The organism is Dolichospermum sp. UHCC 0315A (assembly GCF_008121535.1).
GTDB classification, from domain to species: domain Bacteria; phylum Cyanobacteriota; class Cyanobacteriia; order Cyanobacteriales; family Nostocaceae; genus Dolichospermum; species Dolichospermum lemmermannii.
Genome location: NZ_CP043056.1, coordinates 2,666,047 through 2,692,874, shown reverse-complemented (window position 1 = coordinate 2,692,874; position 26,828 = coordinate 2,666,047). Strand labels below are relative to the sequence as shown.

Annotated in this window: 29 protein-coding genes, 1 tRNA gene, 1 pseudogene and 1 riboswitch; of the genes and pseudogenes, 18 read left to right on the top strand and 13 right to left on the bottom strand. The window is 39.0% G+C overall.

Annotation, left to right across the window (positions count from 1 at the left end; translation table 11 throughout):
- Positions 1-31: 31 nt before the first annotated feature.
- From BMF77_RS13055 to BMF77_RS27920, 4 genes and pseudogenes are all read right to left on the bottom strand, one after another.
- Positions 32-1,474 (bottom strand): ABC transporter substrate-binding protein, encoded by a 1,443-nt coding sequence (locus tag BMF77_RS13055; RefSeq protein ID WP_148763331.1) that lies wholly within the window; start codon positions 1,472-1,474, stop codon positions 32-34.
- A gap of 85 nt (positions 1,475-1,559) precedes the next feature.
- Positions 1,560-2,405 (bottom strand): nitrate ABC transporter permease, encoded by an 846-nt coding sequence (gene ntrB / locus BMF77_RS13050; protein WP_148763329.1) that lies wholly within the window; start codon positions 2,403-2,405, stop codon positions 1,560-1,562.
- 99 nt (positions 2,406-2,504) lie between these two features.
- A riboswitch (cyclic di-AMP (ydaO/yuaA leader) is annotated at positions 2,505-2,701 on the bottom strand.
- Between the two features lie 221 nt (positions 2,702-2,922).
- A complete protein-coding gene (gene rnc, locus BMF77_RS27925; RefSeq protein ID WP_083881496.1) occupies positions 2,923-3,657 on the bottom strand; it encodes a ribonuclease III in 735 nt (244 codons plus the stop codon).
- Positions 3,658-3,765: 108 nt separating this feature from the next.
- Positions 3,766-3,999: pseudogene (locus BMF77_RS27920) on the bottom strand (Swt1 family HEPN domain-containing protein); the annotation flags it as partial.
- Between the two features lie 487 nt (positions 4,000-4,486).
- On the opposite strand from BMF77_RS27920, the gene BMF77_RS13040 reads away from it, so the two are divergent.
- Entirely contained in the window at positions 4,487-4,903 is a 417-nt protein-coding gene (locus tag BMF77_RS13040) for a XisH family protein (protein ID WP_148763327.1), read from the top strand.
- Complete coding sequence (locus BMF77_RS13035; protein ID WP_015078708.1) at positions 4,891-5,226, top strand: XisI protein; 336 nt, start codon at positions 4,891-4,893, stop codon at positions 5,224-5,226. Before BMF77_RS13040 ends, BMF77_RS13035 begins: the two co-directional genes overlap by 13 nt.
- Positions 5,227-5,275: 49 nt before the next feature.
- On the opposite strand, the gene BMF77_RS13030 is transcribed toward BMF77_RS13035, so the two are convergent.
- Positions 5,276-5,992, bottom strand: a complete 717-nt coding sequence (locus BMF77_RS13030) for a GUN4 domain-containing protein (protein WP_148763326.1) — start codon at positions 5,990-5,992, stop codon at positions 5,276-5,278.
- 278 nt (positions 5,993-6,270) lie between these two features.
- Between BMF77_RS13030 and BMF77_RS13025 the strand changes: the two genes are divergently transcribed.
- Positions 6,271-7,692 carry an NADP-dependent isocitrate dehydrogenase gene (locus BMF77_RS13025; protein ID WP_148763325.1) on the top strand — a complete coding sequence of 474 codons (1,422 nt, stop codon included), beginning with the start codon at positions 6,271-6,273 and terminating at the stop codon, positions 7,690-7,692.
- Positions 7,693-8,049: 357 nt separating this feature from the next.
- On the opposite strand, the gene BMF77_RS13020 is transcribed toward BMF77_RS13025, so the two are convergent.
- Positions 8,050-8,778: a cytochrome b/b6 domain-containing protein gene (locus BMF77_RS13020; protein ID WP_148763324.1), complete on the bottom strand. Its 729-nt coding sequence runs from the start codon at positions 8,776-8,778 to the stop codon at positions 8,050-8,052.
- A gap of 90 nt (positions 8,779-8,868) precedes the next feature.
- Between BMF77_RS13020 and BMF77_RS13015 the strand changes: the two genes are divergently transcribed.
- Together BMF77_RS13015 and trpD are read left to right on the top strand one after the other, a co-directional pair.
- Positions 8,869-9,720, top strand: a complete 852-nt coding sequence (locus tag BMF77_RS13015; RefSeq protein WP_148763323.1) for a DNA adenine methylase — start codon at positions 8,869-8,871, stop codon at positions 9,718-9,720.
- A gap of 116 nt (positions 9,721-9,836) precedes the next feature.
- Positions 9,837-10,883: an anthranilate phosphoribosyltransferase gene (gene trpD, locus BMF77_RS13010; protein WP_148763322.1), complete on the top strand. Its 1,047-nt coding sequence runs from the start codon at positions 9,837-9,839 to the stop codon at positions 10,881-10,883.
- On the opposite strand, the gene BMF77_RS13005 is transcribed toward trpD, so the two are convergent.
- Positions 10,813-11,865, bottom strand: coding sequence for a TIGR02281 family clan AA aspartic protease (locus BMF77_RS13005; protein WP_041457644.1), 1,053 nt, complete (start codon positions 11,863-11,865; stop codon positions 10,813-10,815). The two genes, trpD and BMF77_RS13005, sit on opposite strands and share 71 nt — an antisense overlap.
- A gap of 358 nt (positions 11,866-12,223) precedes the next feature.
- Here BMF77_RS13005 and BMF77_RS13000 point away from each other — a divergent pair, with 358 nt between their 5' ends.
- From BMF77_RS13000 to BMF77_RS12970, 7 genes are all read left to right on the top strand, one after another.
- Positions 12,224-12,706, top strand: a complete 483-nt coding sequence (locus BMF77_RS13000) for a hypothetical protein (protein ID WP_015078716.1) — start codon at positions 12,224-12,226, stop codon at positions 12,704-12,706.
- The gene (locus BMF77_RS12995) at positions 12,693-13,091 is read left to right on the top strand and encodes a hypothetical protein (RefSeq protein WP_246863146.1); all 399 of its coding nucleotides are present in this window, start codon (positions 12,693-12,695) and stop codon (positions 13,089-13,091) included. Before BMF77_RS13000 ends, BMF77_RS12995 begins: the two co-directional genes overlap by 14 nt.
- Before the next feature lie 96 nt (positions 13,092-13,187).
- Entirely contained in the window at positions 13,188-14,345 is a 1,158-nt protein-coding gene (carA, locus tag BMF77_RS12990) for a glutamine-hydrolyzing carbamoyl-phosphate synthase small subunit (RefSeq protein WP_148763321.1), read from the top strand.
- Between the two features lie 157 nt (positions 14,346-14,502).
- Positions 14,503-14,859 (top strand): STAS domain-containing protein, encoded by a 357-nt coding sequence (locus tag BMF77_RS12985; protein WP_041457647.1) that lies wholly within the window; start codon positions 14,503-14,505, stop codon positions 14,857-14,859.
- Between the two features lie 231 nt (positions 14,860-15,090).
- Positions 15,091-15,570 (top strand): Mini-ribonuclease 3, encoded by a 480-nt coding sequence (locus BMF77_RS12980; protein ID WP_148763318.1) that lies wholly within the window; start codon positions 15,091-15,093, stop codon positions 15,568-15,570.
- A 689-nt stretch (positions 15,571-16,259) separates the two neighbouring features.
- Positions 16,260-17,180 carry a 23S rRNA (guanosine(2251)-2'-O)-methyltransferase RlmB gene (gene rlmB, locus BMF77_RS12975; protein WP_051155230.1) on the top strand — a complete coding sequence of 307 codons (921 nt, stop codon included), beginning with the start codon at positions 16,260-16,262 and terminating at the stop codon, positions 17,178-17,180.
- Between the two features lie 120 nt (positions 17,181-17,300).
- Positions 17,301-17,603 (top strand): DUF1816 domain-containing protein, encoded by a 303-nt coding sequence (locus tag BMF77_RS12970; protein ID WP_015078722.1) that lies wholly within the window; start codon positions 17,301-17,303, stop codon positions 17,601-17,603.
- A gap of 66 nt (positions 17,604-17,669) precedes the next feature.
- Here BMF77_RS12970 and BMF77_RS12965 read toward each other — a convergent pair whose 3' ends face one another.
- The 3 genes from BMF77_RS12965 to BMF77_RS12955 form a co-directional block, all read right to left on the bottom strand.
- Complete coding sequence (locus tag BMF77_RS12965) at positions 17,670-18,494, bottom strand: alpha/beta fold hydrolase (protein WP_148763316.1); 825 nt, start codon at positions 18,492-18,494, stop codon at positions 17,670-17,672.
- 18 nt (positions 18,495-18,512) lie between these two features.
- Positions 18,513-19,208 (bottom strand): CAP domain-containing protein, encoded by a 696-nt coding sequence (locus tag BMF77_RS12960; protein WP_148763314.1) that lies wholly within the window; start codon positions 19,206-19,208, stop codon positions 18,513-18,515.
- 292 nt (positions 19,209-19,500) lie between these two features.
- Positions 19,501-20,247 (bottom strand): DsbA family protein, encoded by a 747-nt coding sequence (locus tag BMF77_RS12955; RefSeq protein WP_148763312.1) that lies wholly within the window; start codon positions 20,245-20,247, stop codon positions 19,501-19,503.
- Positions 20,248-20,434: 187 nt separating this feature from the next.
- Between BMF77_RS12955 and BMF77_RS12950 the strand changes: the two genes are divergently transcribed.
- Positions 20,435-20,755, top strand: a complete 321-nt coding sequence (locus BMF77_RS12950) for a multidrug efflux SMR transporter (protein ID WP_015078726.1) — start codon at positions 20,435-20,437, stop codon at positions 20,753-20,755.
- On the opposite strand, the gene BMF77_RS27915 is transcribed toward BMF77_RS12950, so the two are convergent.
- Entirely contained in the window at positions 20,730-21,203 is a 474-nt protein-coding gene (locus BMF77_RS27915; RefSeq protein WP_246863145.1) for a hypothetical protein, read from the bottom strand. The genes BMF77_RS12950 and BMF77_RS27915 overlap by 26 nt on opposite strands.
- Before the next feature lie 52 nt (positions 21,204-21,255).
- Between BMF77_RS27915 and BMF77_RS12940 the strand changes: the two genes are divergently transcribed.
- The 3 genes from BMF77_RS12940 to BMF77_RS12930 all read left to right on the top strand — a co-directional run bounded on the left by BMF77_RS12940 (position 21,256) and on the right by BMF77_RS12930 (position 24,541).
- Positions 21,256-22,026, top strand: coding sequence for a pentapeptide repeat-containing protein (locus BMF77_RS12940; protein WP_148763308.1), 771 nt, complete (start codon positions 21,256-21,258; stop codon positions 22,024-22,026).
- A gap of 124 nt (positions 22,027-22,150) precedes the next feature.
- Positions 22,151-23,842: a dihydroxy-acid dehydratase gene (gene ilvD / locus BMF77_RS12935; protein WP_148763306.1), complete on the top strand. Its 1,692-nt coding sequence runs from the start codon at positions 22,151-22,153 to the stop codon at positions 23,840-23,842.
- Between the two features lie 66 nt (positions 23,843-23,908).
- A complete protein-coding gene (locus BMF77_RS12930; protein WP_148763304.1) occupies positions 23,909-24,541 on the top strand; it encodes a hypothetical protein in 633 nt (210 codons plus the stop codon).
- Here the strand turns inward: BMF77_RS12930 and BMF77_RS12925 are convergent.
- Together BMF77_RS12925 and BMF77_RS12920 are read right to left on the bottom strand one after the other, a co-directional pair.
- On the bottom strand, positions 24,516-25,679 hold the full coding sequence (locus tag BMF77_RS12925; protein WP_148763302.1) for an FAD-binding oxidoreductase: 1,164 nt from the start codon (positions 25,677-25,679) through the stop codon (positions 24,516-24,518). The genes BMF77_RS12930 and BMF77_RS12925 overlap by 26 nt on opposite strands.
- Before the next feature lie 46 nt (positions 25,680-25,725).
- On the bottom strand, positions 25,726-25,977 hold the full coding sequence (locus BMF77_RS12920; protein WP_148763300.1) for a hypothetical protein: 252 nt from the start codon (positions 25,975-25,977) through the stop codon (positions 25,726-25,728).
- A gap of 192 nt (positions 25,978-26,169) precedes the next feature.
- On the opposite strand from BMF77_RS12920, the gene BMF77_RS12915 reads away from it, so the two are divergent.
- Both BMF77_RS12915 and BMF77_RS12910 read left to right on the top strand, forming a co-directional pair.
- Complete coding sequence (locus BMF77_RS12915) at positions 26,170-26,406, top strand: hypothetical protein (RefSeq protein ID WP_015078732.1); 237 nt, start codon at positions 26,170-26,172, stop codon at positions 26,404-26,406.
- 342 nt (positions 26,407-26,748) lie between these two features.
- Positions 26,749-26,821: transfer RNA gene (locus tag BMF77_RS12910), tRNA-Ile, on the top strand.
- The last annotated feature ends 7 nt before the right edge of the window (positions 26,822-26,828 follow it).

Genomic DNA, 26,828 nt, shown 5'->3' with positions numbered 1-26,828 from the left:
GATTAATTTCCTTTGATATAATTAGCTATTTTTAAGACATGAAAAACTGAGAAGGAGCGTTAGCACGAATATCAAAACTATTGAGATATCCTACAGGATCACTAGGATCGAATCCTTTTTTATCTATAAATGCTTCAGGAGGTTCAACTTTATAATCATCCTGGGGACATTTAATTCCCATTTCTGCGGCTATGTCTCGATATAAATCGGTTCTCCAACCTTTTGCAGCTACTTCTTTGGCGTTTTTAGGAATTTCTTTGATTTGTCCCCACCGGGCTGCTTGAGTCATTAACCAAAGACTGCGAGAACGCCATAAAAATGTGGAATGTTCTCCTATTTCATGGGGAATACTATTAGGAAGATCATAAAAAATTGTGGTATCATCTGCTTTGATAGTTCTGTCTTTACCATCAAAACCACCATAATTATAATTGCCAATAATTCCCGGTCCAGTAAACTTAGTAATAGGAACACCGGGATTTTTAGGTTTTGCCCCAGTGAAAGAACGTTGTGTGAGTAATTCGGCTATTTCTTGGCGATTTTCGGGTTTTCCACAATATTGACAAGCTTCGATCATTGCTTTCACCAAAGAACGGTAAGTTTTGGGATAATTGACAATAAAAGATTCCATTACTCCCAGGAGTCTATCTGGGTGTCCTTGCCAAATTTCCTTACCTTGGGCAAAGGTAAAACCGATACCTTCATTACCTGTAATTGCTCTAGTGTTCCAAGGTTCAGCAACCATGTAAGCTTCCATTGCCCCAATTCTCATGTTTGTCACCATTTGCGGTGGAGAAACAATGATTACCCGAAATTCCTTTAAAGGATCAACACCCGCAGCCGCAGAAAGATAGCGAGCAAAGTATTCATAAATGGCAGAACTGAGGACTACAGCCCAAACTTTCTTTTCCGGGGGTTGTTTGTCAAAATAGCCGCGAAAGTCCCGCCCAAAGGCTTCCAAAGCCCCATCACCGTATTTTTGCTGATATTCAAACCAAGGACGGATGCCATAATCCCACATATCCTTACTCATGGTCATAGCGTTACCATGTCGGTGAATGGTCATTGCTGCACACAAGGGAGCATGACGCGCCCCTTCAGCCCCTATTCTAGCGTTGGTAACAGCACCAGAAACGACGGGGGAAGCGTCGAGACGACCAAAAATTAAGCCGTCGCGGGAAGTAGCCCAACTGGCTTCGCGGTTGAGTGTGACATTTAAACCATATTTGCGGAAAAATCCTTTTTTCCAAGCGATCGCAAATGGCGCACAATCATTAACAGGAACATAACCCACAGTAATGTCCGATTTTTCTAAATCTTGGGATTTAACTACAGGTGTCACCGCTAAAGCTTCTTCTGTTAATCCCCTAGCAGACCTATCTCCAGAAACATTACAGGATGATAATATTATTCCCGCAGTTGTCGCCCCTATTCCCGTAATGAAATTCCTGCGAGTTAAATAATTTTCAGTCATGGCTTTTTATCATTTGGGATTTTATGAAAGTACAAATTCATCTGCGTTTATCCGCGTTCATCATCTTCTATCAGCGTTTAAATCATTAATTTCCAGGACGGTGAGTAACTAACTCTTGAAGTTTTCCCACACCATAATCTAAAATCAACCCAGTTAAGCCAATTACAAACACGGCTAAAAATACAGAACTCAGATTTAAACGACTCCATTCGTCCCAAACAAAAAATCCTATTCCTACCCCACCAGTGAGCATTTCTACAGCCACAATTACCAGCCAAGCTATCCCCAAACTAATTCGCAAACCTGTAAAAATATAGGGCAAACTAGCAGGTAAAATAATTTTGGTAATCTGTCCCCAGCGGTTCATTCCCAAGACTTGTGCTACATCTAAATAATCTTTAGGAACATTAGAAACTCCCAACGCTGTATTAATAATAGTTGGCCACAGCGACGTAATGAAAATCACAAAAATAGCGGAAGGATCTGCTAAATTGAACAGAGATAAAGAAATGGGCAACCAAGCCAGTGGTGATACTGGTTTAAAAATCTGAATAATGGGATTAAAAGCCAGCATTGCCGGTCTGGACATTCCGATCAAAAATCCCAAGGGAATGGCGACTAATGCACCCAAACCGAATCCTAATATTACCCGCCGTAAACTTGCTAATAATAACCAACCAATTCCTAAATCACCGGGACCTCTTTGATAAAATGGATGTAAGATATAGTCCCAATTAGCAATTAAAGCTTCTGGTGGTGTGGGCATTAATTCATGATTAGCTAATGCTACTATCCACCACAATAAAATAATTCCTAAACAGCCTAATGCTGGGAATAAAAAAGTATCTTGAAAAATTACAAGTTTGGCTTTTCTCCAAACAGTTTGTCCCGCAACTGCAAAAATGGCAGCTATATTTAGTTGCAATATCATTTATTTCACCTCAGCAGAGTTAAGCTTGGGTACGCAAATATTAACTAGTACCAACCTTGGACACTGATAAGATCAGAAAATAATTAAAATTCTGTCTCTTCAGTCTCCTCTCAATGCCTACGAAGTTAGCTGACGGGCTAGGGTTGAGAGATACCCTTTTTTGCTCAATTTTAGATTTGATTTGATTTTTAAAGCTCAAATTCCTAAATTAATCAAGACAAAAATACGCCCCACAATTCGGTTCCTCCGTTCCAGCACTATTAACTGAAATATACTGGATTAAGCTGACTTACTCAATTATGAATAACGACAGAATATTAACATTTATATTCAGTAATAACATCAGTAGTTGTCATGAATATTAGTTTCCAGCGATTATAAATCGCTACTACACAAACAAAGTCCACCTGCGTGGACTTATTAAAAATCAAGACCTTTGAACCCACGTAGCTGGGTCTTGTCTATGTAGCTGCGACTTCTAGTCGCCAAATCAAGCAGAAAATCAACAATTATCAATCTAATAAACCTGATTTTTCCATTTCGCTAACGCATCTTCAGCAGCAGCTTTTTCGGCTTCTTTTTTATTCTTTCCTTTACCTTCTCCCTTTTCTTTACCTTCTACTAATACTTTAGCTCTAAATTCTGGCGCGTGAGATGGTCCCCCTATTTGTTCCGTTACATACTTAGGGGGATTTGTGATACCTTTAGCTTGTACCAATTCTTGAAACCGATTTTTGGAATCTACATTAGAACGGATTTCTACAATGTGTTTTGAGGCATCATTAAATAATATTTTAACAATCTCACGGAGTGGTTCAACATTACGATTATTATCTAAATAGTAAGCGCCAATTACAGCCTCAAATGTACTACTTAGTAAGTTAGGATTTTGAAAACCGCCATCTCTAATTGTTCCTTTTCCTAATCTCATTCTAAAGTCTAAACCTACTTCTATAGCAAATTTTGCCAGTTGTTTTTCTTCTACTAATGCGGAACGAAGACGAGTTAATTCATCTTCTCCTTTTTCAGCAAACTTTTCATAGAGATATTCACCGCTTAAAAAATTGAGAATAGCATCACCGAGAAATTCTAAGCGCTCGTTATGTTCTCCTTCTCCTGGGTTCTCGTTGACATAGGAACGGTGAGTGAGTGCTTGACGAAGGAGTTTTTCGTTAGAAAATATCAGAAGTTTGTGTACATCAGATAGTTTTTCTTTAATACGAGCTTCTTCCGCTTTTTCTGGAGACAACATTTTCAAAACATCTTGCTTTTGCTGTTCAATAATATCTAGTTCAGATGCGGAAATTGCTTTCATAATTCTTGTCATACTATCAAGAGCGCGATAAGTATCATCTGTGGAAAACCTTGATTGATGCGCCCATTTATTTCTCACGTCAATTAACTCACTGACTAAAGCACGTTCAGCATTACTGAGTTTTTTCTTGAAAACATTATCCCACTGCTTGATAATTAATTTTAGTAGAACTGAAACATCTTCTTGTAAAGTTTCTTCTAAATTTCGTCTAAGTGTTTGATCCTCAGATATACAAGATTTTGCAACTACTAACCAGCGATCACCATGCACTATTCGCATTTCTTTTTCTATATAGGAATATAATCCTTGAGATAGAGTAGCTAAAGCTCTATTAATTCGCTCGTGATTACTAATGGCCATTGAACTTTGCAATAAAATTATACAAATATATATAATTTTACTATTTTTAATAATATATTGTCTATATAAAAATTCGTAAAATTACCTAAGATTAATTAGGAGATTGTTTAAGTAAGTACAATACAGCCTATTTTATCTCGATCCAGTATATAATGGTGAGTAAAAACACACACAATAGTATTAAAATGTGTGCTTTATTTATGTACAAAATACTAGAAAATAAATTTCAAGTTAGATATATAGGACTAATATTTGATTTTTGAAATATACGTAGGGTGGGCATTGCCCACCGTAGGGGGATTTTGGTGGGCAATGCCCACCCTACACTACTTAAAATTTTTCAAATATCATTTATGATTCCTATAGTAAAATATAATAATATATAAAAAGACTAAATTTTAAACTAATGCCAGCTAAAGATATTTTTCATGATGCTGTTAGGAAAGGATTAGAAAAAGAGGGTTGGGTAATCACAGATGATCCTTTGAGGATTGAAGTTGGTGATGTAGAAATGTATATTGATCTTGGGGGTGAGGAAATTCTAGCTGCTGAAAGAACTGGAGAAAAAATAGCAGTTGAAATTAAGAGTTTCACTGGTACATCTAATATTTCTCAATTTCATACAGCAGTTGGCCAGTTCTTTAATTATCGTTTCGCATTAGAACAAAAAGAATCAGAAAGAGTTTTATATTTAGCTGTTCCTTTGGGTGTTTATCACGCTTTCTTTCAATTGCAATTTATCAAAACAGTTGTCGAACATTATCAACTTAAAATCATTGTTTATGATCCGATTCAGGAGGCGATTCTAGAATGGAAAAACTAAAGCAATATCAAAATTATGTTCAACAAGTTATCAGAGAGTATGCTCAAATAGGTTCAAAGAAAGATGAGATTGAGCAACAACTGATTTTTGATCCCGTTGGTAATCATTATCAGTTAATGTATGTTGGTTGGAAGAACAGACGCAGACAGCATGGTTGTGTTTTACATCTTGATATTAAAAACAACAAGATTTGGATACAACATGATGGAACGGAGATTGGTATAGCAGATGAATTAGTTAAATTGGGTGTACCAAAAGAAGATATTGTCTTAGCTTTTCATGAGCCTTTGATGAGACAATATACAGGCTTTGCAGTTGGTTAATTTCAGATCCCCGACTTCTCAAAGAAGTCGGGGATCTAACGGGATCTAACTACTTATTCCAAGCAGGATGACACAACAGAGAAGACATCACCCGCACACCACGCAATTGATTAGAGAGGGGTAGATGACCTCTAGGAGCGCTTAAATCCCAGGTGAAGCCGTTAGGATATCTTGTCCAGTTATTACCATTCTTCCAGTCAATTTTTGGCCACAAGTTGACCCAATTTTTACTTAAACCTAACCAAATTTCGCGCTGCACGGAAAAGCCAAATTTACCTTCTGAGTGAACTACCCAGAGTTGATTAATGGTGCGTAAGTCTTGAATTGGTAAACTTTCTACTTCTGTAAAGTATAGCCATTTTCTTTTTACCGCTTGGGGACCTGCTGCTTCACACATCTTTTGAATTGTCAAGAGGTCCGCGGCTTGAAAATCTTGATCTGCAAGTAGCTTTTGCAAAGAATTGTAACTGATCCCACAGTCCGATTTTAGAGGTACAATTCCTTCAGGAAAGTTAGTTTGTAGAAATCCTTGACTTGTCGGTGCATCAGTATTGTAGATGACTTGGTAGACTTTGCCATCAATCCAAGTTGCTGGGGTATCACGACGTTTCAGCAAAAATTCCTTCAACACATCTAACCCATCATTACCCAAGTCAGCTAACTGCGGGATGATTTGTTGTTGGACTTTTTCGGACCCAGCGATTAACTTTTGGCGGAGGGAGTCGAGATCATTTGTAGTGCCTGATACAATCATTGGGTCTGTCATGCCGTTACTCGTGTTAGCGTGAGCGTGAATAAACTATCTACTGCTATCGGTTATTCTACAAAATGAAAGCCGAATAGCGAAAAGTAGTTTACTCCGAATCTTGGGTAAAGTTGGCAAGCCCTTGAGTATATATTTGAAAAAATCACTCACGGTGGCTTTAGCGAAATCCTAGCCCACAATACTTTATCAGGTAAGGAGTTACAGAATCCAGGAGTTACAGAAATTATGACTCCTGACTCCATACCCGGTGAATTTCTTCTATTTGGAATTTGTGAATTATGTACGAAAAGATTACTCCTCCCACCACCGGCGCAAAAATTACCTTCAAAAATGGTGAACCGGTTGTTCCTGAAAATCCCATTATTCCCTTTATTCGCGGTGACGGTACGGGTATAGATATTTGGCCGGCGACGGAAAAAGTGCTTGATGCTGCGATCGCTAAAGCATACAATGGTCAAAGAAAAATTAGCTGGTTTAGGGTTTATGCTGGTGATGAAGCCTGTGATTTGTACGGCACATATCAGTATTTGCCCCAGGATACATTGACGGCTATTAAAGAATATGGCATAGCAATTAAAGGACCTCTAACTACTCCCGTTGGTGGTGGAATTCGGTCTTTAAATGTGGCATTACGCCAAATCTTTGACCTTTATACTTGCGTGCGTCCTTGTCGTTATTACGCTGGGACACCTTCTCCCCACAAAACTCCTGAAAAACTGGATGTGATTGTTTATCGGGAAAATACGGAAGATATTTATTTGGGGATTGAGTGGAAGCAAGGTAGTGAAATCGGCGATCGCCTGATAAAATTCTTAAATGAAGAATTGATACCCGCTACCCCAGAACACGGTAAAAAGCAAATTCCCCTCGACGCTGGTATCGGTATCAAACCCATCAGCAAAACTGGTTCTCAGCGTTTAGTTAGACGTGCTATTAAACACGCCTTATTATTGCCCAAAAATAAGCAACAAGTCACCTTGGTGCATAAAGGCAATATCATGAAGTACACAGAAGGTGCTTTCCGCGATTGGGGTTATGAATTAGCCACTACGGAATTCCGTCAAGAAACTGTGACCGAACGGGAATCTTGGATATTAGGAAATAAAGAGAAAAATCCCAATATTTCCGCAGAACAAAACGCCCATGAAATTGATCCTGGTTTTGATTCCTTGACACCAGAGAAAAAAGCGCAAATTGTCAAAGAAGTAGAAACAGTTCTGAATACAATTTGGGAAAGCCACGGCAATGGCAAATGGAAAGAGAAAATCATGGTCAATGATCGCATTGCTGATAGTATCTTTCAACAAATTCAAACTCGACCAGATGAGTATTCTATTCTGGCGACAATGAACCTGAACGGTGATTATTTATCTGATGCTGCTGCTGCTATCGTTGGCGGTTTAGGCATGGGTCCAGGGGCAAATATCGGCGACTCCTGCGCGATTTTTGAAGCTACCCATGGGACAGCACCCAAACACGCTGGTTTAGACAGAATTAACCCCGGTTCTGTAATTCTTTCCGGTGTGATGATGCTGGAATATATGGGTTGGCAAGAAGCCGCAGATTTAATTAAAAAAGGATTAGGTGATGCCATAGCCAATGGTCAAGTCACTTATGACTTAGCGCGGTTAATGGAACCACCTGTACAACCATTAAAATGTTCTGAATTTGCTGACGCAATCATCAAACATTTCGGTTAATTTCCGTTATCGTGAAATTAAGATTCCCGACTTCTTCAAGAAGTCGGGGATTTGAGTAGCGTTTGCTTAGACTGTCTGAATCAGGATAACCAGGATTTAAGGATTAACAGGATGTGATTTTTTATTTAAAGTGGGGTTTTCGGATAATAGAGAAGCTGCTATTACTTAAATAATAAATTATTATTTAAGTAATAGGTTACAAAATAACGTTTTCAATTTGAGAATATTCAATTTATCAATCTGTGCTAGTAATTTGTCCAAAGTTTCAGATTCTTCACTTGAGAATTGATTATCAGAATTTTTTATTAATAAATCATCTTCTTAAGAAATTACTAAAACCTGGAATAATAACTCCTTTTATGATTCACCACTAGAAAAAAATAAAGGTAAAACAAATGCTGTGATAATTCCCGCCAATACAATCACCTCGATTATTTTCATTAATAAACCAACTGCCATAAATTGATTAATTTCTTCTCTAAGATTATTAGAAAAATCATTGAACCAAGCAAGTAAACGATCATACCAGTTAGCAGGGCTATCTTCTGGACGGAATTTCCATGATAATATTGACAGTAATAATGGCACACCACCAACTTTAGCAGACATCAAAACATGAATTGCTAAACAACAAATCATGATTAACCAGGCTATTAAATGAGCATAATACCAAACATGATCAAGTTCTCCTATAGGTAGCCATTCTTCCTTCATCATTCTGCCAGAAACTACCGCCAAAACACCAGCGAGTAACATTTTAGTATTTGCTAAACGTTGTAGACTTACCCACCAAATTGGTCTACCAAATTGAGTTAAATTTTGGATAGAGTCTGGTTGTAATAGTCGTCTTTTCCCAGCATGGAAACTATAAACAGCAAAAAATGGCAGTAAAATCAAGAAAAATACTGCCAATGTCCCATGAATATCCTGTATAGGATTGATTTTAGGAATTGGGATATATCCAAATCTTTTATCAAAAGTGTTGTACACTAAGAATCCACTAATAATTGCGCCAATGACTAAAATCCCGCTTATACCATGCAGAATTCGTAGAATCAAGGGTTGATAGGGGGCTGAACGGTTCATAGATTGATGTAGTAAGTTTGAAGAAGGGTAATTTTGTTGTGAATATTAAAATGTAAAATATATATTATCACTTCTTGAACATTGAACAAAATGAATATCAAAAGTCCTCTCCGTTATCCTGGTGGAAAATCAAGAGCAATTAAAAGCATCGCTGAATGTCTCCCAAAAAAGTTTTCTGAATTTAGAGAACCCTTTGTTGGTGGTGGTTCAGTTTTCATCTATCTTAAACAAAAATTTCCTCATCTCCAGATTGCTATTAACGATTTAAACCCAGAATTATATCTATTTTGGCATTTTGTAAAATCTGATTTATCAAAATTAGTTTCCGGAGTTTGGCAAATTAAAAAAACCTCCCAAGATGGAAAATTACTCTTTGCCAAATTAGCTCATGTAGATGTTAACACCTTATCTGATTTAGAAAGAGCAGTGCGCTTTTTTGTTCTTAACAGAATTACATTTTCGGGAACTATAGAATCAGGAGGTTTCTCCCTAGAATCTTTTCATAAAAGATTTACTAACTCATCAATAGATAGACTGGAAAAATTAGAACATATACTAACACAAGATGTGAAAATCACCAACTTAGATTATAGTCATCTAATTAATGAACCAGGAAAAGACGTATTTATATTTTTAGATCCTCCTTATGTTAAAGCCGAAAAATCTAAATTGTATGGTAAAAAAGGAGATTTACATATAGGATTTGATCATCAAAGACTTGCACAAATATTAAAGCAATGTCCCCATAACTGGTTAATAACCTATGATGATTGCCCAGAAATTAGAGAAAATTTTCAATGGGCAAATATCATTGAATGGGAATTACAATATGGCATGAATAACTATAAACAAAAAAAAGCCGAAAAAGGTAAAGAACTATTCATTAGTAATTATGAAATAAAACCAAAACCCGAAAAATCTCTTCCTTCTCTACCTCTGTGACCTCTGTGCCTCTGCGGTTCGTTCTCATTCCATAAAATATCCACTAACAGCGATAGCGCGAAATAAAAAGCCATTTTTCGGTAAAATCACATGGAACATCATAAAAAGCCCGAACAATGGATTTTACTATTTGGTCTAACTTACTCAAACAATTATTAGAACGTCAATCATTATCCCGCACTCAAGCCGCAGAATTGATGCAAGGATGGATAAATGAAACAATTCCCCCAGAACTATCAGGGGCGATTTTAATGGCCTTAAACTTCAAAGGCGTTTGTGCAGAAGAATTAACAGGAATGGCCGAAGTCTTAAAATCCCTGTCTTCCGTACCCATAAACAAACGTGAGCATACCCCATTTGTCCCGTTAATTGATACTTGTGGTACAGGTGGTGATGGAGCATCAACCTTTAATATTTCCACCGCTGTCGCCTTTGTAGTGGCTGCTGCTGGTGTACCTGTCGCTAAACATGGTAGTCGTTCAGCCTCCAGTCTTACAGGCAGCGCCGATGTTTTAGAAGCACTGGGAGTAAACTTGACTGCTGCGAGTGAAAAAGTCCAAGCAGCAGTGCAAGAGGTAGGAATTACATTTTTATTTGCCCCTGGTTGGCATCCAGCCCTGAAAGCAGTTGCCCCATTACGGCGAAATCTCAAAGTGCGGACAGTGTTTAATTTACTTGGACCTTTGGTAAATCCCCTGAATCCCACCGGTCAGGTAATTGGTGTTTTTGATCCCCAACTGATAGAAACCGTTGCCGAAGCCTTAAATCTCTTGGGGACGCAAACAGCAATGGTTCTCCATGGGAGAGAAAAATTAGATGAAGCTGGTTTAGGCGATATTACCGATTTGGCGATCTTAAAAGATGGTAAAGTATTGTTAACTACTGTTGATCCCCAAGAAGTCGGTGTCACACCTGCCCCCATTACCGCCGTCAAAGGTGGTAACGTTCAAGAAAATGCGGTGATTCTGAAAGAAGTTTTGCAAGGGAAAGGAACACAAGCGCAACAGGATATAGTGGCGTTAAATGCTTCCCTGGCATTGCAAGTAGCAGGTGCAGTTCCCTGGCTAAATCATGCTCAAGGAGTGACTTTAGCTAAAGAAATTTTACAAAGCGGTAGCCCTTGGACAAAGTTGGCACATTTAGTGGAATTCCTGGGGGATTAGCTTCTGAGTGGGCTTGGGGACGAAATTCCACAACGTTACGTTTGATAGTTACATCGTAATTACCGAAAAAGTCATGTCCTAAAAGTCCTGTGTCTAATTCTGTCCCAGCGATCGCTACTGGGACTTTATTTACCGTCATCCCCCCAACTTCCATAGAATCAAGATAGCCAATGGGGAATTCCACAGCCTTAGCGCTGGCCGTATTCGCTTTAGCTTTTCCTACCGTTACCACTCCTAAAGCCGCTGCTATCTTTTGGGTGATTACAGTCCCACTAGCTCCCGTATCCACAATCATCTCAAATCGCTGTGTACCGTTGAAGGTAACTTCAATAATTGGTGTACCACCAATTCGCCGCTTAATTGGGGCAATAAATACCTCATTATTGCGGGGGAGGATAGTTGATGACGGGAAACTAGGCTTAGATAAGGATGGTTTTAGGGTTTTGACAGAGGAACGGGGGGGAACTATGCCATGACTCTGTGGCTGAGGAACATCAATGACAACCGATTGCGGTTGAGTTAAAGAAGATGCTAAATTTTTGGGGTAGGCTTTGCGACGAGCAAAGGCAATTTGACGGCGATATTCACCGATTTGGCGTTGAGCAAAGGCAAAATTGCCACTATCACGGCGGACTTGCTTCATGAGAGCGATCGCATCTTGCAACTGACTCACTACCAAATTCCAATCATCCACAGACACAGCAGATTGGCTGATACTTTTAGCACCAGCAGCTTTATCTAGTGCCATTGCCAAAGGACTTAATTGGGTGAGAGAAGATTCTCGTGGCGTTGATTTCGGACTAGCTAACAATTGTTGACGTTGACGGGGAGAATGGATGGCTGCCAAACTCCCAGTTGACAAAGATTGCTTAGATTCATCAGTTGTCGTTGTCTGCTGATCTTGATCACAGGCAACAGTCAAAACCGCTAAACTAACGGAACAAAAAATGAGGGCTGTCCGGGACAAAAAAGACTGAAGCATAGTGAATGTTTTAACCGCCCTGGCTGCTCTTCCCAAGTGTACTCCTCCCACCCAATTAAAGATGCGTGACTATTGAATCATTTTAAAATTAAAGTTTTGATGAAGAATTTTTGGTGATTTTATATACATATATATGATTTATATGATTTTTTTTGTGAAAAATTGTATAGTAACTACGGGAAGGTTCTGAGTTTTCGATCAACAATATGAATATATTGTCTGTCTGGCATTACCAGATATTATAAGGGAAATGCCGAAAACCCTTGAAGATGTAACTGACTTAGGAAGCTACATCTGTGCTTTAGACAAGGGATGAAGGCTAGAGGCTTTCCTTTATATACAAGTAGAGGTATTAACCATGTCTAGCGCAGTTTTAATTGATTTTGGTCAAATTTATCAAGTTCGAGGCAACAAGGTTGCTTCTGCTGCAAAATTTGATGAAATTACTTCACGTTTAAAAAAAGCATCAAGAGAGATCAAGACTGAATGGAACAATTTTTCTTCTGAACAACGTGATTACTTAACAGATTTTGCCTACTCTTTCATTGAACCAACGCAGGAAGCTACAGGGTTTTTGGATATCCTCAAATCAAAAATTTATTTGCTTTTTTTGAATCTTACCTCCCAAAGAGAATCTTTTGATGCTTGTGTTGATGCTATTGATTTCTTGGTTGATACAATTCTTGATTGTATTGAGCAAGATGATCCCGGCTATCAGGCTGTTTTATCTGATACTTTAGAGGAATTGCGTTTAAATTACGAACGGATTCCAGAAGTAAAGCCGGAGGATAGTAGTGCCTGGTTGCGAAATATATTCGATAAGGCCATTGCCGAAGTTTGAGATTAGTCTTGTTAAACTTGTTAAAACTCACTACAAAAAAAATAAAAGAGCTAGAGATTCATTTGAGACTTTGATACAAAAGTATATAGAGACTCTTGCAAAAGATCCGCTTTTTGATGAATCAGATAGCGAGAATTTTCCTAAGGGTGCTTACAAACCAGATTTTGAATTTAGAAAAATTCGGTTTTTAATGCCGGAACTTCAAGGTGCTTCTCGTCAAGGCAGATTTATGTATGTTGTTCATCAAGCTTCTTGTTCTGTCTATCCTATATGGGTTTATACCCATGAAGAATATCCGAAAAGACCTAGCGACCAGGAATTGAAAGAGCAATTTGCAATTATAGAAGAAATGAATATTGTAGATGTAGATTCTCCACCTTCATAAACCATGAGAAGATATACCTTTGCTGTCTTCTAAAAAAATAATTTATAGAAGATATAAAACCCTTTCTTCTCTCCAATTACTAATTACAAATAATCTATGCCCCTATCTGACGCAATACCTGCTCTACTTGTCCTAGCAGATGGCTCTATTTATCGCGGTTGGTCTTTCGGAGCGACAGGAACTGCCATTGGCGAAATCGTGTTCAACACTGGTATGACCGGATATCAAGAAGTATTAACCGATCCTAGTTACTGTGGTCAAATTGTCATTTTTACCTATCCCGAATTAGGTAACACTGGCATTAATCCCGAAGACGAAGAATCAAATCAACCTCATGTTAAGGGAGCGATCGCTCGGAATATTTGTCATAAACCCAGCAATTGGCGTTCCACCCAATCCCTCCCCAACTACCTCCAACAGCACCAAATTCCAGCTATTTACGGCATAGATACCCGCGCCCTCACCCGGAAAATTCGCACCTTTGGGGCGATGAATGGCGGCATTTCCACAGCAATTCTCGACGAAGCAGAATTGTTAGAAATGGTACAAGCTGCTCCCAACATGACAGGCTTAAACCTAGTCAAAGATGTCACCACACCAACCGTTTACGAATGGCTGGAAGCCACAACAGCCCCTTGGGAATTCAATTCCGCAGCAGTGGCTAAAATTGGCGAAACCTTCACCGTCGTCGCCCTAGACTTTGGTGTCAAGCGGAATATCTTGCGTCGTCTAGCCAGTTATGGATGTCGCGTCATAGTTGTTCCTGCCGATACACAACCAGAAGAAATTCTCAAATACAATCCAGATGGTATTTTCCTCTCCAACGGACCAGGAGACCCCGCCGCCGTCACAGAAGGTATCAACACCACAAGAGCCTTACTAGACAGCCAAAAACCCATATTTGGCATTTGTATGGGACACCAAATTTTAGGTCATGCTCTCGGTGCAGAAACATTTAAACTAAAATTTGGACATCGGGGTTTAAATCAACCTGCTGGTTTACAAACAAGAGTGGAAATTACCAGCCAAAATCACAGTTTTGCTCTTGATCCAGACTCCTTACCAACTGCTACAGTCGAGGTCAGCCACTTGAACCTCAATGATCTGACAGTAGCTGGAGTCCGTCACAAGACCCTACCTGTGTTTTCTGTTCAGTATCACCCAGAAGCCAGTCCTGGACCCCATGATGCTGATTACTTGTTTGAGCAGTTTGTACTAAAAATGCAAGCAGCACGTCAAGGCGCAATCGCCTAACTTGAGGATAAAAACGTCATGATGGATATTGGTAATTAGTAAAAATTTTTGCCAGTCCCCAACATAGACAAATTGCTCAAAAACCATCTACACTAGAACGTTTACTTTTAGTAAAAAGAACGAGGAGAAAATCATAGCTGAACCACTGAATCTAACCGTGAGCCTGAGAGGTACACGCGAAGTCCGCGATAGCTGTCAGCTATTCCGCCTCACAGGTTTATTAGACGCTTTCTCTGAGCCAACATTCATTAAAGTAATCGGCAGTAAAATTGAGGACGGTCCAAAAAACATCATTTTGGATCTTTCACAGATCGACTTTGTGGACAGTTCTGGCTTAGGTGCGCTCGTAAGACTAGCCAAACTGGCTAAACCTGAACCAGATGGTGAAGGCAGTTTCCAAATTGTCAGTAATGCCCGTGTAACCCAAACGGTTAAGCTTGTTCGTTTAGAAAAATTTCTCTCCTTACAACTTACAGTTGAAGCAGCCCTAGAAAACATCCCCTCTGCGGCTTGATTGCTTAAATGGAAAATCTAAATTAGGCTGTCCGATGTCAAATCTGGATAGCCTAATTTTTGGATATAGTAGGGAATGGAGTTGAAAGTCTTTTAAGTGCATACTGTTATATCAGGGAATAACCCTTATTTAATGTATTATGTTGAGAGTTAAATATAATTTAAGTTGTTTTAGATAATGCCGGCAAAAATTGTCTCCCGATGTAGTGCTTTTTTAAGGAATGATTAATCTGTGAAGTCCAAGGAGGAAACAGGCGAACACGAAGAAGATGAAACCGCTACACAGCATTCATCAGATATTTCCCCGTGGTTGGTAAATGCGACGCAACTGCCCCAGCAAATATCCGCAGCCCAAATAAAACAGATATCTCCTTCAGCTTTGGCCTACTTGGGGGATGCAATTTATGAATTATATGTTAGAATGTTTTATCTGTGGCCACAACAACGACTAGACAACTACCATCGTTCCGTCGTGGATCAGGTAAGAGCAGAAACACAAGCGCTACATTTGCGAATGTTAACTCCTTACTTGAGGAGTAACGAATTAGAAATTGTTCGCAGAGGTCGTAACTCTGCTACGAGTCGTCATAAACGACTGAATCCCGAAATTTATCAACAGGCAACTAGTTTAGAAACCCTAGTTGGCTACTTATATCTTACTGATTACCCCCGTTTAACCGAGCTATTACAAAAACTTCCCCTAGAGAAATAGTGAGAAGCTACATCTGGCGATTGTTACTGATTTGTAATTGTTCATTAAATTGATGTCATCGGGCTGTTCCCTCATTTAAATCAAACCTCAATACTGTTATGACAAGTCAACCAAAGAAAAGTAATTCTGGCGGACAACCAAAACGTGGTCAGCCAGTGAAAATCAAGGGCAAACGCGTTGTCCCTCAACCTAGCCGTAATCAAGGCAAAAGTGATGGTAAACCCATTTCTGCTAAACCTCGCTCTCGCTACGGTTCTGAACAATCCCCAGAAGTGAAAGTAGATAGAGAAGGTAAATCTTATTCTGCTAAACCTCGCTCTCGCTACGGTTCTGAACAATCCCCAGAAGTGAAAGTAGATAGAGAAGGTAAATCCTATTCTGCTAAACCTCGCTCTCGCTACGGCTCTGAACAATCCCCAGAAGTGAGAGTAGACAGAGAAAGTAAGTCATTTTCCGTGAAACCCCGCACATCTCGCTACGGTTCTGAACAATCTTCAGAAGTGAGAGTAGACAGAGAAAGTAAGTCATTTTCCGTGAAACCCCGCACATCTCGCTACGGTTCTGAACAATCTTCAGAAGTGAGAGTAGACAGAGAAAGTAAGTCATTTTCCGTGAAACCCCGCACATCTCGCTACGGTTCTGAACAATCTTCAGAAGTGAGAGTAGACAGAGAAAGTAAGTCATTTTCCGTGAAACCCCGCACATCTCGCTACGGTTCTGAACAATCTTCAGAAATCGCATTACCAACGGGCGGTAAATCCTTCACTGCTAGATATCGTCCCTCTTCCCAATTTTCCGAGCAATCCTCAGAAATCACACCCACAGAAGAAACTGATCTAATCTATGGTCGTCATCCAGTTTTGACTGCCTTGGAAAATGAACACAGTATCAACCGTCTTTGGATTACTACTCGTCTCCGTTATGATCCCAGATTTCATCATTTGATTTTGCAAGCCAAAGATAATGGCGCAGTTATTGATGAAGTTGAACCAATGCGGTTAGACCAAATTACTGGTCGGGCAAATCACCAAGGAATAGCGGCTCAAATTGCTCCTTATTCTTATATTGAACTAGAGGATCTGATTAGCAACGCTAAAGCTGTGACTGATCCTGTAATTGTAGTTGCTGATGGTATTACTGATCCCCACAATTTAGGGGCAATTATTCGCACAGCAGAAGCGATTGGCGCTCACGGTTTGGTGATTCCTCAAAGAAGGGCAGCGGGAATTACTTCTACGGTGATGAAAGTCGCAGCAGGGGCATTAGAAACCTTTCCTGTATCTAGAGTTGTCAACCTTGGTCGCGCTTTAGAACAGTTAAAAGAAGAAGGCTTTTGGATTTATGGAACTGCGGTTACAGGTAGCGAACCATTACAAAGTGTTAAGTTTAGCGGACCTGTGGTTTTAGTCGTGGGTGGTGAAGGCGAAGGTCTGGGGATGTTGACACAACGTTCTTGTGATGTTTTGGTGTCCATTCCCTTACAGGGCAAGACTCCTAGCCTCAATGCTTCGGTGGCAACTGGTATGGCACTTTACGAAATTTATCGCCAAAAATCTCAAAATACACTGTATCTTGATAAACTACAGACAATTGCTTTGAAAAAACAATAGTACAGTTACTGATTTCGTAGACAAATATCCACGAAATCAGTGAATATAAACAATGTAAAAGACAATAAATCCAACCTATTTTCACACATCCAGTCACACGTTTATAAATCGGCGAAAACCATGAAAACGATTTGGCATAACTTCCAAGAGGGGTTGATTAATACATTCAATGGACTCGGCCTTGCTTGGTGGGTAGAAATTGTCACACAAAATCCCAGTTGTACATACTACTTTGGTCCATTTTTCAGTTCTGTGGAAGCTACTAAAGCCAGCAATGGCTATATAGAAGATTTGGAAATTGAAGGAGCGCAGGGAATTATAGTGAATATCAAACGCTGTAAACCTACTGTTTTAACAATTGCTGAAGATTTGGGGGAATGGATTGACCGTAAAGTAAAGCCTGTCTTTAGCGGTCAAATTTAGTCTAATCAACAATTCCAGAGGCTGTTATCGTTCCTGGGCTAATCCTGGGAACGAATTATGGTTGATTTAAACTTTGATTATTTGGGGATTGGTGGCTAACCAACTATCAATGTCTCCTAATAACTGTTGGGGTATTTCCCAAGGAAAGAGGTGGGCTGTGTTGGGGTAACATTGCCATTGAGAGTTTTTGATGTGTCGGGCTGTTTCTAAACTGGCATCAGCGGTAATGTGGCGGTCTTGTTCACCAGCAAGCACTAGGCTAGGACATTGGATTTGCCAAAGGTCGGGGGTGCGATTATAACCTGCTCTCATGGCACTGTAGAGGGCGTTTGTAGCTGCTGATGAGGTTTGTAAGTAGGCTGGTAGGGCATCCCTAGCTATGTAATTGTATGCTGTGGATGTGTGTTGTTGAATTAAGTAGCGAAAGAGCGATCGCTTGCCGAAAGTATCAATATTCCATTGCCAACTGGGTTTTATATAGTTCAATATACCAGCAATGCCTGTATAAATATTGTCTTGCCAAGAAATTCGGGGATGATTGCCCCAAGGTCTAGCGGCTGTGGCTACTAAAATCAAGCCTGTCACCCGTTGCGGTAGGCGCATGGCCAGTTCCATGGCTAAAATGCCTCCTAGCGACCATCCCAATAATAAACATTTTTCTATTTTCAATTGGTCTAATAGGGCTTCTAGGTCGTCTAAATGGTCTTGCATCTCAAATTTGCTCTGAAACCGACTTTTGCCATATCCACGCAAATCTGGGGCAATGGTTTGGTAGCGTTTTGATAGATGATTGGTAAAGATAGAGAGGCTACGTCCCGAACCAGGATGACCATGTAAACCAAGGATGGGAAATCCTTGACCTTGGATGTAGAAGTTAAGTGGTACAGCCATAAATCCTGATTGTAAGTTCTATTTTTCGATATAACCACCGGCATAGGTAATGACGCAGATAGTTCTGTATTGTTTGTGAGAACCGTAAGCTACACCAGTTACCCGAAAAGATGGGTTAAAAATATTTGTCCGATGTCCACGGGAAGGTACACCATCATCAATTATTAGTTGCATGACAATGTCTTGGGCTGTATTTGGTCCATAACTGATATTTTCACCAGCGGTAGTTTGCCATTTCCCATAACGATTGATGCGAGTGTCAGGTCTGCTACCATCACTACCATTATGACCTGTTGCTCCCTTTGGTCCTTGGTCTTTAGCATGATCTCGCGCACCTAAAGACATTCCTTTGGAGCTACGTAATGCACTGACGGGACGAACGGATTTTAAAAAAGTTATCGCCTCATCAACAGGTTTTACGCCTTCTTGGGTGATTAAATAGGTATTATAGGAAATTTTGACGCGATTTCCCTGGAACCGCTGTTTATAATTTTCTAAAATGGGCAAATATGATTGAGGATTTGTTCTGACTTTGTTAGTTTCCGCAATTACTTGTTTTTCCAAGGTGGACAGATAACTTGTTTGTGCTAATGAAGTTTGATTATTTTTATTAGCAAGCAGTTGAATGGTAGATTCTGGAGGTTTTAGTAATTGATCAGAAAAAGTAGTTGCCAGCGTAATAGGTAATAATATCAAAAATCCCAGGTAACGCATTCATGACCCCGTTTTCTTGTTTACTGTAGTAGTAATCTTTTTGGATAACTACCTATTACCTGTTGTAATATTTTTGGTTATTAAATGTAAAGGGTTATTTGTAAATAAACTGATGATTTGTCAAAATAGGAATTGAGAAGCGAAAAGTTATCCTCATCACTTCTCATAAGACTACTCCTTACACTTATTGCAATTAGAACAGTTAACCAATACGTGCCACCTCTAGCTAAAGGTGCAGATTTATTGGCAACAACCATAAAACTGGTATAAATTATTGCTTAACCATCAGATTTTATTGTTTACCTTGCAATATTTCTTCCACTTCTGTGAGTTTTACCGGTCCAGCAAAATTTGGACTGGTCATAATAAAAGATGGTGTGCCACCCAATCCTAATTGTTGGGCTAATAATAGGTCTTTTTGGATGGATTTATTAGCTAATTTGCGATCATTGCCAAATTTTGTGAGGTTTAAATTGAGCTTTTTAGCAGTGTCTAAATATAAAGTCTCACCCAATTGTTTTTGGTTGGTAAACAAGGCATCATGATATTCCCAAAACTTACCTTGTTGATATGCTGCCCAAGCTACTGTAGCTGCGGGTAATGCTTGATCATGAATTTGATAAAGGGGAAAATGCTTATAAACTAAGGTGAATTTATTTGGATATTTTGCCAATAAATCTTTGAGTGTTTGATGGGCTTCGGCACAATAAGGACATTCAAAATCTGAAAATTCTATCAATAAGGTTTTTGATTTGGTTGCACCAATTGTGGGAGAATCACCAATTACAGATTGAGGATTTGTTTGAAAATCATTGATAAATTTTTGTCGTGATTGTTGTAGTTTCTCTTGCTGTTGCTGCTGGTATATTTCTACAGATTTAATAATGATTTCGGGATTTTTGCGGATAATTTCTAAAACTTGTTGTTCTAGTTGGGGGTTGATTTTGGTATCAGCTTGGACAGGAAGTGACCAGGTTAATATCAAGCCGATCAAGCTAACAATTGCTAAATTTCGGAAATGAGTCAAAATTTTGAACATTTTTTTTCAAGGTATAGCACTAGCAATGTGATTTTATCAAGTAGCGGATAAAACAGCAATTATTTCAAGTTTCTGAAATAATGCCTTTAGTTAATATACATTTTTTAAATTAAAGTTTACATAGAATTTAATTCTGGACAAAATTTATCAGTAAATATCCCAATCGAATAGGAGTGCTATAACAGTTATGTTAATCAGTTGGCTTTATCTGATAGCAGCAATTATTTTTGAAGTTTCTGGTACAACTTGTATGAAACTGTCAGAAGAATTTACCAAAATTATCCCCTCAATTTTTATTTTTGTATTTTATGGACTTTGCTTAACGTTTTTAACTCTTTCTCTCAGGACAATTCCGGTGAGTATAGTTTATTCTATTTGGGCAGGTTTTGGTACTCTGATAATTGCTACGATTAGCGTGATTTGGTTTCATGAGTCTTTTACGCTGGTAAAAATTATCTCTATGTCTTTTATAATTATCGGTATTATTGGTTTAAATTTGGCTGAGTAAAGGGCAGAGGCAGAGGGAAATAATTACTAACAACCACTGACAACTGTACGGGCGAAGCATTTGGAGAACTATTTTTGGCAATGACCGATAATTTATCTTGCAAATGCTTCGCCCCTACTGACAACTGTACGGGCGAAGCATTTGGAGAACTATTTTTGGCAATGACCGATAATTTATCTTGCAAATGCTTCGCCCCTACTGACAACTGTACGGGCGAAGCATTTGGAGAACTATTTTTGGCAATGACCGATAATTTATCTTGCAAATGCTTCGCCCCTACTGACAACTGTACGGGCGAAGCATTTGGAGAACTATTTTTGGCAATGACCGATAATTTATCTTGCAAATGCTTCGCCCCTACTAACAACTGTACGGGCGAAGCATTTGGAGAACTATTTTTGGCAATGACTGATAATTTATCTTCCAAATGCTTCGCCCCTACTGACAACTGACAACTGACCACACTAAACCAGAAACTTAGATTAATACAAAAATAAATTATGAACAGTAAAATTTTGCTAACATCTGTATTTTTACTTAGTATGAGCTTATCAGGTGCAGTTCAAGCTGCAAATTATGAAGATATTAGACAGTTATTAGCAAATAAACAATGTCCAAAATGTCTTCTTGGTAATGCTGGGTTAGTAATGGCTGATTTAGCTGGGGCAAATTTAAACGGTGCAAATCTTGCGGGTGCGAATTTAAGTCGGGCAAATTTGGCTGGTGCGGATTTGCGGGGTGCAAATTTAAGCGGTGCGAGTTTATTTGGCGTGAATTTAAGTGAGGCTAAACTTAGTGGTGCAAATTTAAGCGGTGCTGATTTAAGAGATACTTATTTAATGAATGCTGAATTGAAAGGTGCGAATATTACAGGTACAAATTTTCAAGGTGCGGTAGGAATACCTTCGCAAATTGCTAAATCAGAAGATTTTTATGCTTGGGGTGTAGCAGCAGCAGAAAAGGGGAATCTTAAACCAGCTATTGATTATTTTAGCCAAGCGATCGCACTTAAACCAGACTATGCTGGGGCATATTTAGCCCGTGGTGTCGCTAGTTACCAAAGTTTAGATAGAAAAAACGCTTTAGAAGATGCCCAAAAAGCAATAGAACTATTTGAAAAAGAAAAGAATAGTGAAGGAACACAAACAGCCAAAGCATTTATTTTAGAATTAAAAACCCCTTACACAGAAACAGTGAATACAGGTAAACCTAGCTTTATGGATTTTGCGGGTAGTCTAGGTTCAGTCTTATTACAATTTTTGCCCTTCTAATACCCAGTTCATTAATCTATCATTATCTGCGGTTAATGATTATGAAAATCTTGTTCTATGCAGCTTCGTCTTAACTTAGGATACTAACTAACAAGCAATAATGGCACAGAAGGGAAAAAGATAAATGTCAGAAAATCTTAGAAGTAAAGCTATCACACAAGGGGTACAAAGATCGCCTAATCGCGCCATGCTTAGGGCTGTAGGTTTTGAAGATGCAGATTTTAACAAAGCCATTGTCGGTGTAGCCAATGCCTATAGCACCATTACCCCTTGTAACATGGGGATAAACGAACTGGCACAAAGGGCGCAAACCGCGATTAAAACCGCTGGTGCAATGCCCCAAGTTTTCGGGACAATTACCATTAGTGACGGCATTTCCATGGGAACAGAAGGGATGAAATACTCCCTCGTTTCACGGGAAGTTATCGCTGATTCCATAGAAACAGTCTGTACTGGGCAAAGTATGGACGGTGTATTAGCAATTGGTGGCTGTGATAAAAATATGCCAGGGGCAATGTTAGCCATGGCGCGGATGAATATCCCTGCTATCTTTGTTTACGGTGGTACAATCAAACCCGGACACTATGAGGGTAAAGATTTAACTGTTGTCAGTTCCTTTGAAGCCGTTGGTCAATACAGTGCTGGTAAAATTGACGAAAATGAACTGTTAGCAGTTGAACGCGGTGCTTGCCCCGGTGCGGGTTCATGTGGAGGGATGTTTACAGCCAATACCATGTCTTCAGCTTTTGAAGCAATGGGCATGAGTTTACCCTACTCCTCCACCATGGCTGCTGAAGATCCAGAAAAAGCCGACAGCACCGAAAAATCAGCCGTTGTCCTCGTTGAAGCTATACGAAAACAAATATTACCTCGGCAAATTATCACCCGCAAATCCATAGAAAACGCCATTTCCGTGATTATGGCTGTGGGTGGTTCTACCAATGCAGTATTACATTTTCTAGCGATCGCCCGCGCTGCTGGTGTTGAACTAATTTTAGACGACTTTGAAACCATTCGCGGTCGTGTTCCCGTCATCTGTGATTTAAAACCCAGTGGTAGATATGTAGCCACCGACCTACACAAAGCCGGCGGTATTCCCCAAGTCATGAAAATGCTATTAGCCCATGGCTTGCTGCATGGTGATTGTATCACCATTTCCGGGCAAACAGTCGCCGAAGTCTTAGCAGATATCCCCGCAGAACCACGGACGGACCAAGACGTAATTCGTCCTTGGCATAACCCCATGTATGCCCAAGGACACTTAGCCATTCTCAAAGGCAACCTGGCCATAGAAGGGTCAGTAGCCAAAATTACCGGAGTCAAAAAGCCTGTAATTACAGGACCCGCGAGAGTATTTGAATCGGAAGAATCCTGTTTAGAGGCAATTCTCGCCAAAAAAATCCAAGCTGGGGATGTTATAGTTATCCGCTACGAAGGACCAAAAGGCGGACCCGGTATGAGAGAAATGTTAGCCCCCACCTCCGCTATTATTGGGGCTGGTTTAGGTGACTCTGTAGGCTTAATTACCGACGGACGCTTCTCCGGTGGTACTTACGGCATGGTAGTCGGTCACGTTGCCCCAGAAGCGGCTGTAGGTGGTAACATCGCCTTAGTAGTAGAAGGTGATAGCATTACCATAGATGCCAATGCCCGGTTGTTGCAACTGAATGTATCAGAGGCAGAATTAGCTACTCGTCGCGCAAATTGGCAACCACTTCCACCCAGATATACCAAAGGGGTACTGGCAAAATATGCCAAACTTGTAGCTTCCAGTAGTGTGGGTGCAGTAACAGATTTGGACTTATTTGCTAATTAGTAATTATATGAGATCCCCGACTTCTTTGAGAAGTCGGGGATCTGAAATTTAGTATATTTGAAGATTATGCAGCTAAATTCAAACTTATCAGCAACAGTTACTCAACGTTGGCAAATATTGAAAAATGGTATTAATCAAAATTTAGATTCTTTCACTCAATCTATACAACAACAAGCGACAAAAACAACTGATAATACTAAAGATTATTTAGAAAATAATTGGCACAATGTCGAGAAAATTACTAATAATACATCAGGAGTAATTCAAAAAACTATTAATACATCTGTGCATGATTTTTTATCACAATATCCCTGGTTTTTCCAAGTATTAGAAATATTCACATGGGGAATAAATCACCCTGTCAGGGGTGGAATAATTTTATTATTTACAATTGCAGTGATTTGGAGTATCATTAAAGCAATTGTTAGAATTATAGAAACTGCCAGTTGGTCAATTTTTAAAATTCCTTTTATATTACTACAAAAATTATTAAAATCTCTTTGGATAACATTTCCTAAAGTGGGAATTTTCGGCATTGGTAAAATTCAAAGTAAACAGCAACGGTTAGCTGAAATTTCCCAGCGTTTAGAAGTTATTCACAACGAACAAAAAGCACTATTACAAGAAGCTGCTAAACTCATGAAATCAGATCCAGAAAATATGATGACTAATTCTAACGGTCAGGAGACATCTGTTTAATTATCTCATCTTTTTGACCAGATACAAAATTAGCAAACCGGACAGCTAAAGGTGGTACAAAGAGAAAAGGACTACTAAAACCGGAAAATATATGTAGTCCTGAAAATTCAGAAATAGCACCAATTAAAGGCAATTTATCCTGAGTAAATGCCACTAAACAATGATGCCATGTTCCTGGTAAATTTCCTAAACTTGGTAATATGTTCGTAATACTTTCTCGTAACCATTGTTCACTTGCTGTTGAGTTAATTTCCGCTTGCGGATTTGTTAAAACCCGGCTAATTTGACCTATGCGTAAACTCCCGTCCAGAAATTGCACCACACCAGCATCTAAAATTGGTGATACTATTTCATTATTCGGGTTATCCCATAATTCATCAATTTGAGTAGATTCTGCTTCTAGTTCATATCTTTGCAGATTTGCGGGTGATACTAAGCTATGTAATTGAATATCTGTAGATGGTATTTCAATGATTTCTGCATGAGAAAAATATATTTTCGCAGCAATACCCATTGATTTTAGTAGTTTACGAGTAATTCCCCCAGCACAAATCACAACATTATCACTATGAAAAGTATTAGTATTTGTTTTCACTCCTGTACATTTTTTTATGGGAGTAGTGATTAATTCTATAAATTCCCCAAATTGGATTTCTCCTCCTAAATTTACCATTGCTTGAATGTAAGCTTGAGTAATTTTTTCTGGGTGAACATGACCATGTTTAACAGTTAATGCACCAGATATAGCTTCGGGGTTTAATAAAGGTTCTAATTCACAAGCTTCTTGAATACTAATTAAACGCGGAGGCATAACAACGTCTTGATAAGATTTAGCCATTGTTTCGGGATTAATATCTACAGGAATAGTCATTAATAAATCTAATTCCCGAAATTGAGTATCTGCATTTAATTCTTCTGATAATATCCGATGACGGGTTAACCCTTCTGTAGATAATTGTTTTGTAATTGCTGTTGTTGCTGACCAAAAACTAATGCCACCATAACTATAACGGGTAGCATTTTGGGGTGTTTGGTATTGTTCCAACAAAAGTACAGAAAATCCAATTTTTGTTAATTCATAAGCAAGTGCAGCCCCAGTAATTCCCGCACCAATAATAATCCAGTCGTAAGTTTTCATAATTTAGTAAAAATGTATATTGCACATGAATTATTAAATGTTTTATTCATTTTAATGAAAGCAAGAATTCTTTTGTCAGAAATTCATCAGCGATTTTTCCATCAGTGGGTAAGTATATACAAACTTGAATATCTAACTCTTTTAAAAACTTGCACATCAATGGTCCAACATCTTGCCATTGTAAATTACCAAGTCCACAACCTAAAGCCGACATTGCCAAAGATTTTATACCTTGTTGTTTATAATTATCCTGAATCCATTTTAACACCAATCCACTTGTCTCAGAGTAGTTACTCAACTACGTAGAAGTTTTGCTTGTATACTAGGACTTAAGCAACTGAGCTTTACGCTTACCTGGAAAGGGTGTAAAGTCTATTTATAATTCCTAGTGTTGATGACTCAGCAGCTTACAATTAAATAGACTGAAATTATAAATATCATAACTGCTTGACAACGCTTTCAATTAAACTATTTCAGAGTATTTAAAACGATGAATATGCAAGAACAACCTAACGGTGCAGATAATAAACGCGCTGACAAGACAGAAATCGCTCTGCATCTAGATTCTGAATTAATAGAGCAAATCCAACATCTCACTAATGACCCCAGTAAAGTGATTGAAGTGGCTATCCGTCAATGGTTACGCGGTGATTTCACCAGAGATGATGAGTTAACACGTACACCCCTACGCACACCCGTTCCCCCTCGTGGTGAATGGAATGATTAAAATCATCCGACAAGTGTCAACAAATAATAAGAAATGTAAAATTTAATGCCTTGAATGCCATAAAGGTCAAAAATCCACAGTTTAAAAATGGGAAAGCTGTAAAAGTTTATGCCAGAATTCAAGTAGCGTTAGTTTGACACTCCCCGTGTCTTTAGACCGGGGGGTGTCAATAAACAGAATTACCAGAAATATTCGCCGAACACTAGATTTAGTGAAATTAGTGGTTTTGTTGATAATTGTTTACAGGTTGCCAAATTATGGTAGAATAGTGTATTGTTGTTGAAGTGAAGTCATAAATCAATGACTAAACTAAAACTACAGGGTTAAAATCCAAGTAAATAAGCGCCTTTGGCCGATTGGGGAGGCAACGAACTCATAATTCGTCTTCAGGCTGGTTCGATTCCAGCAGGGCGCACTTTGCA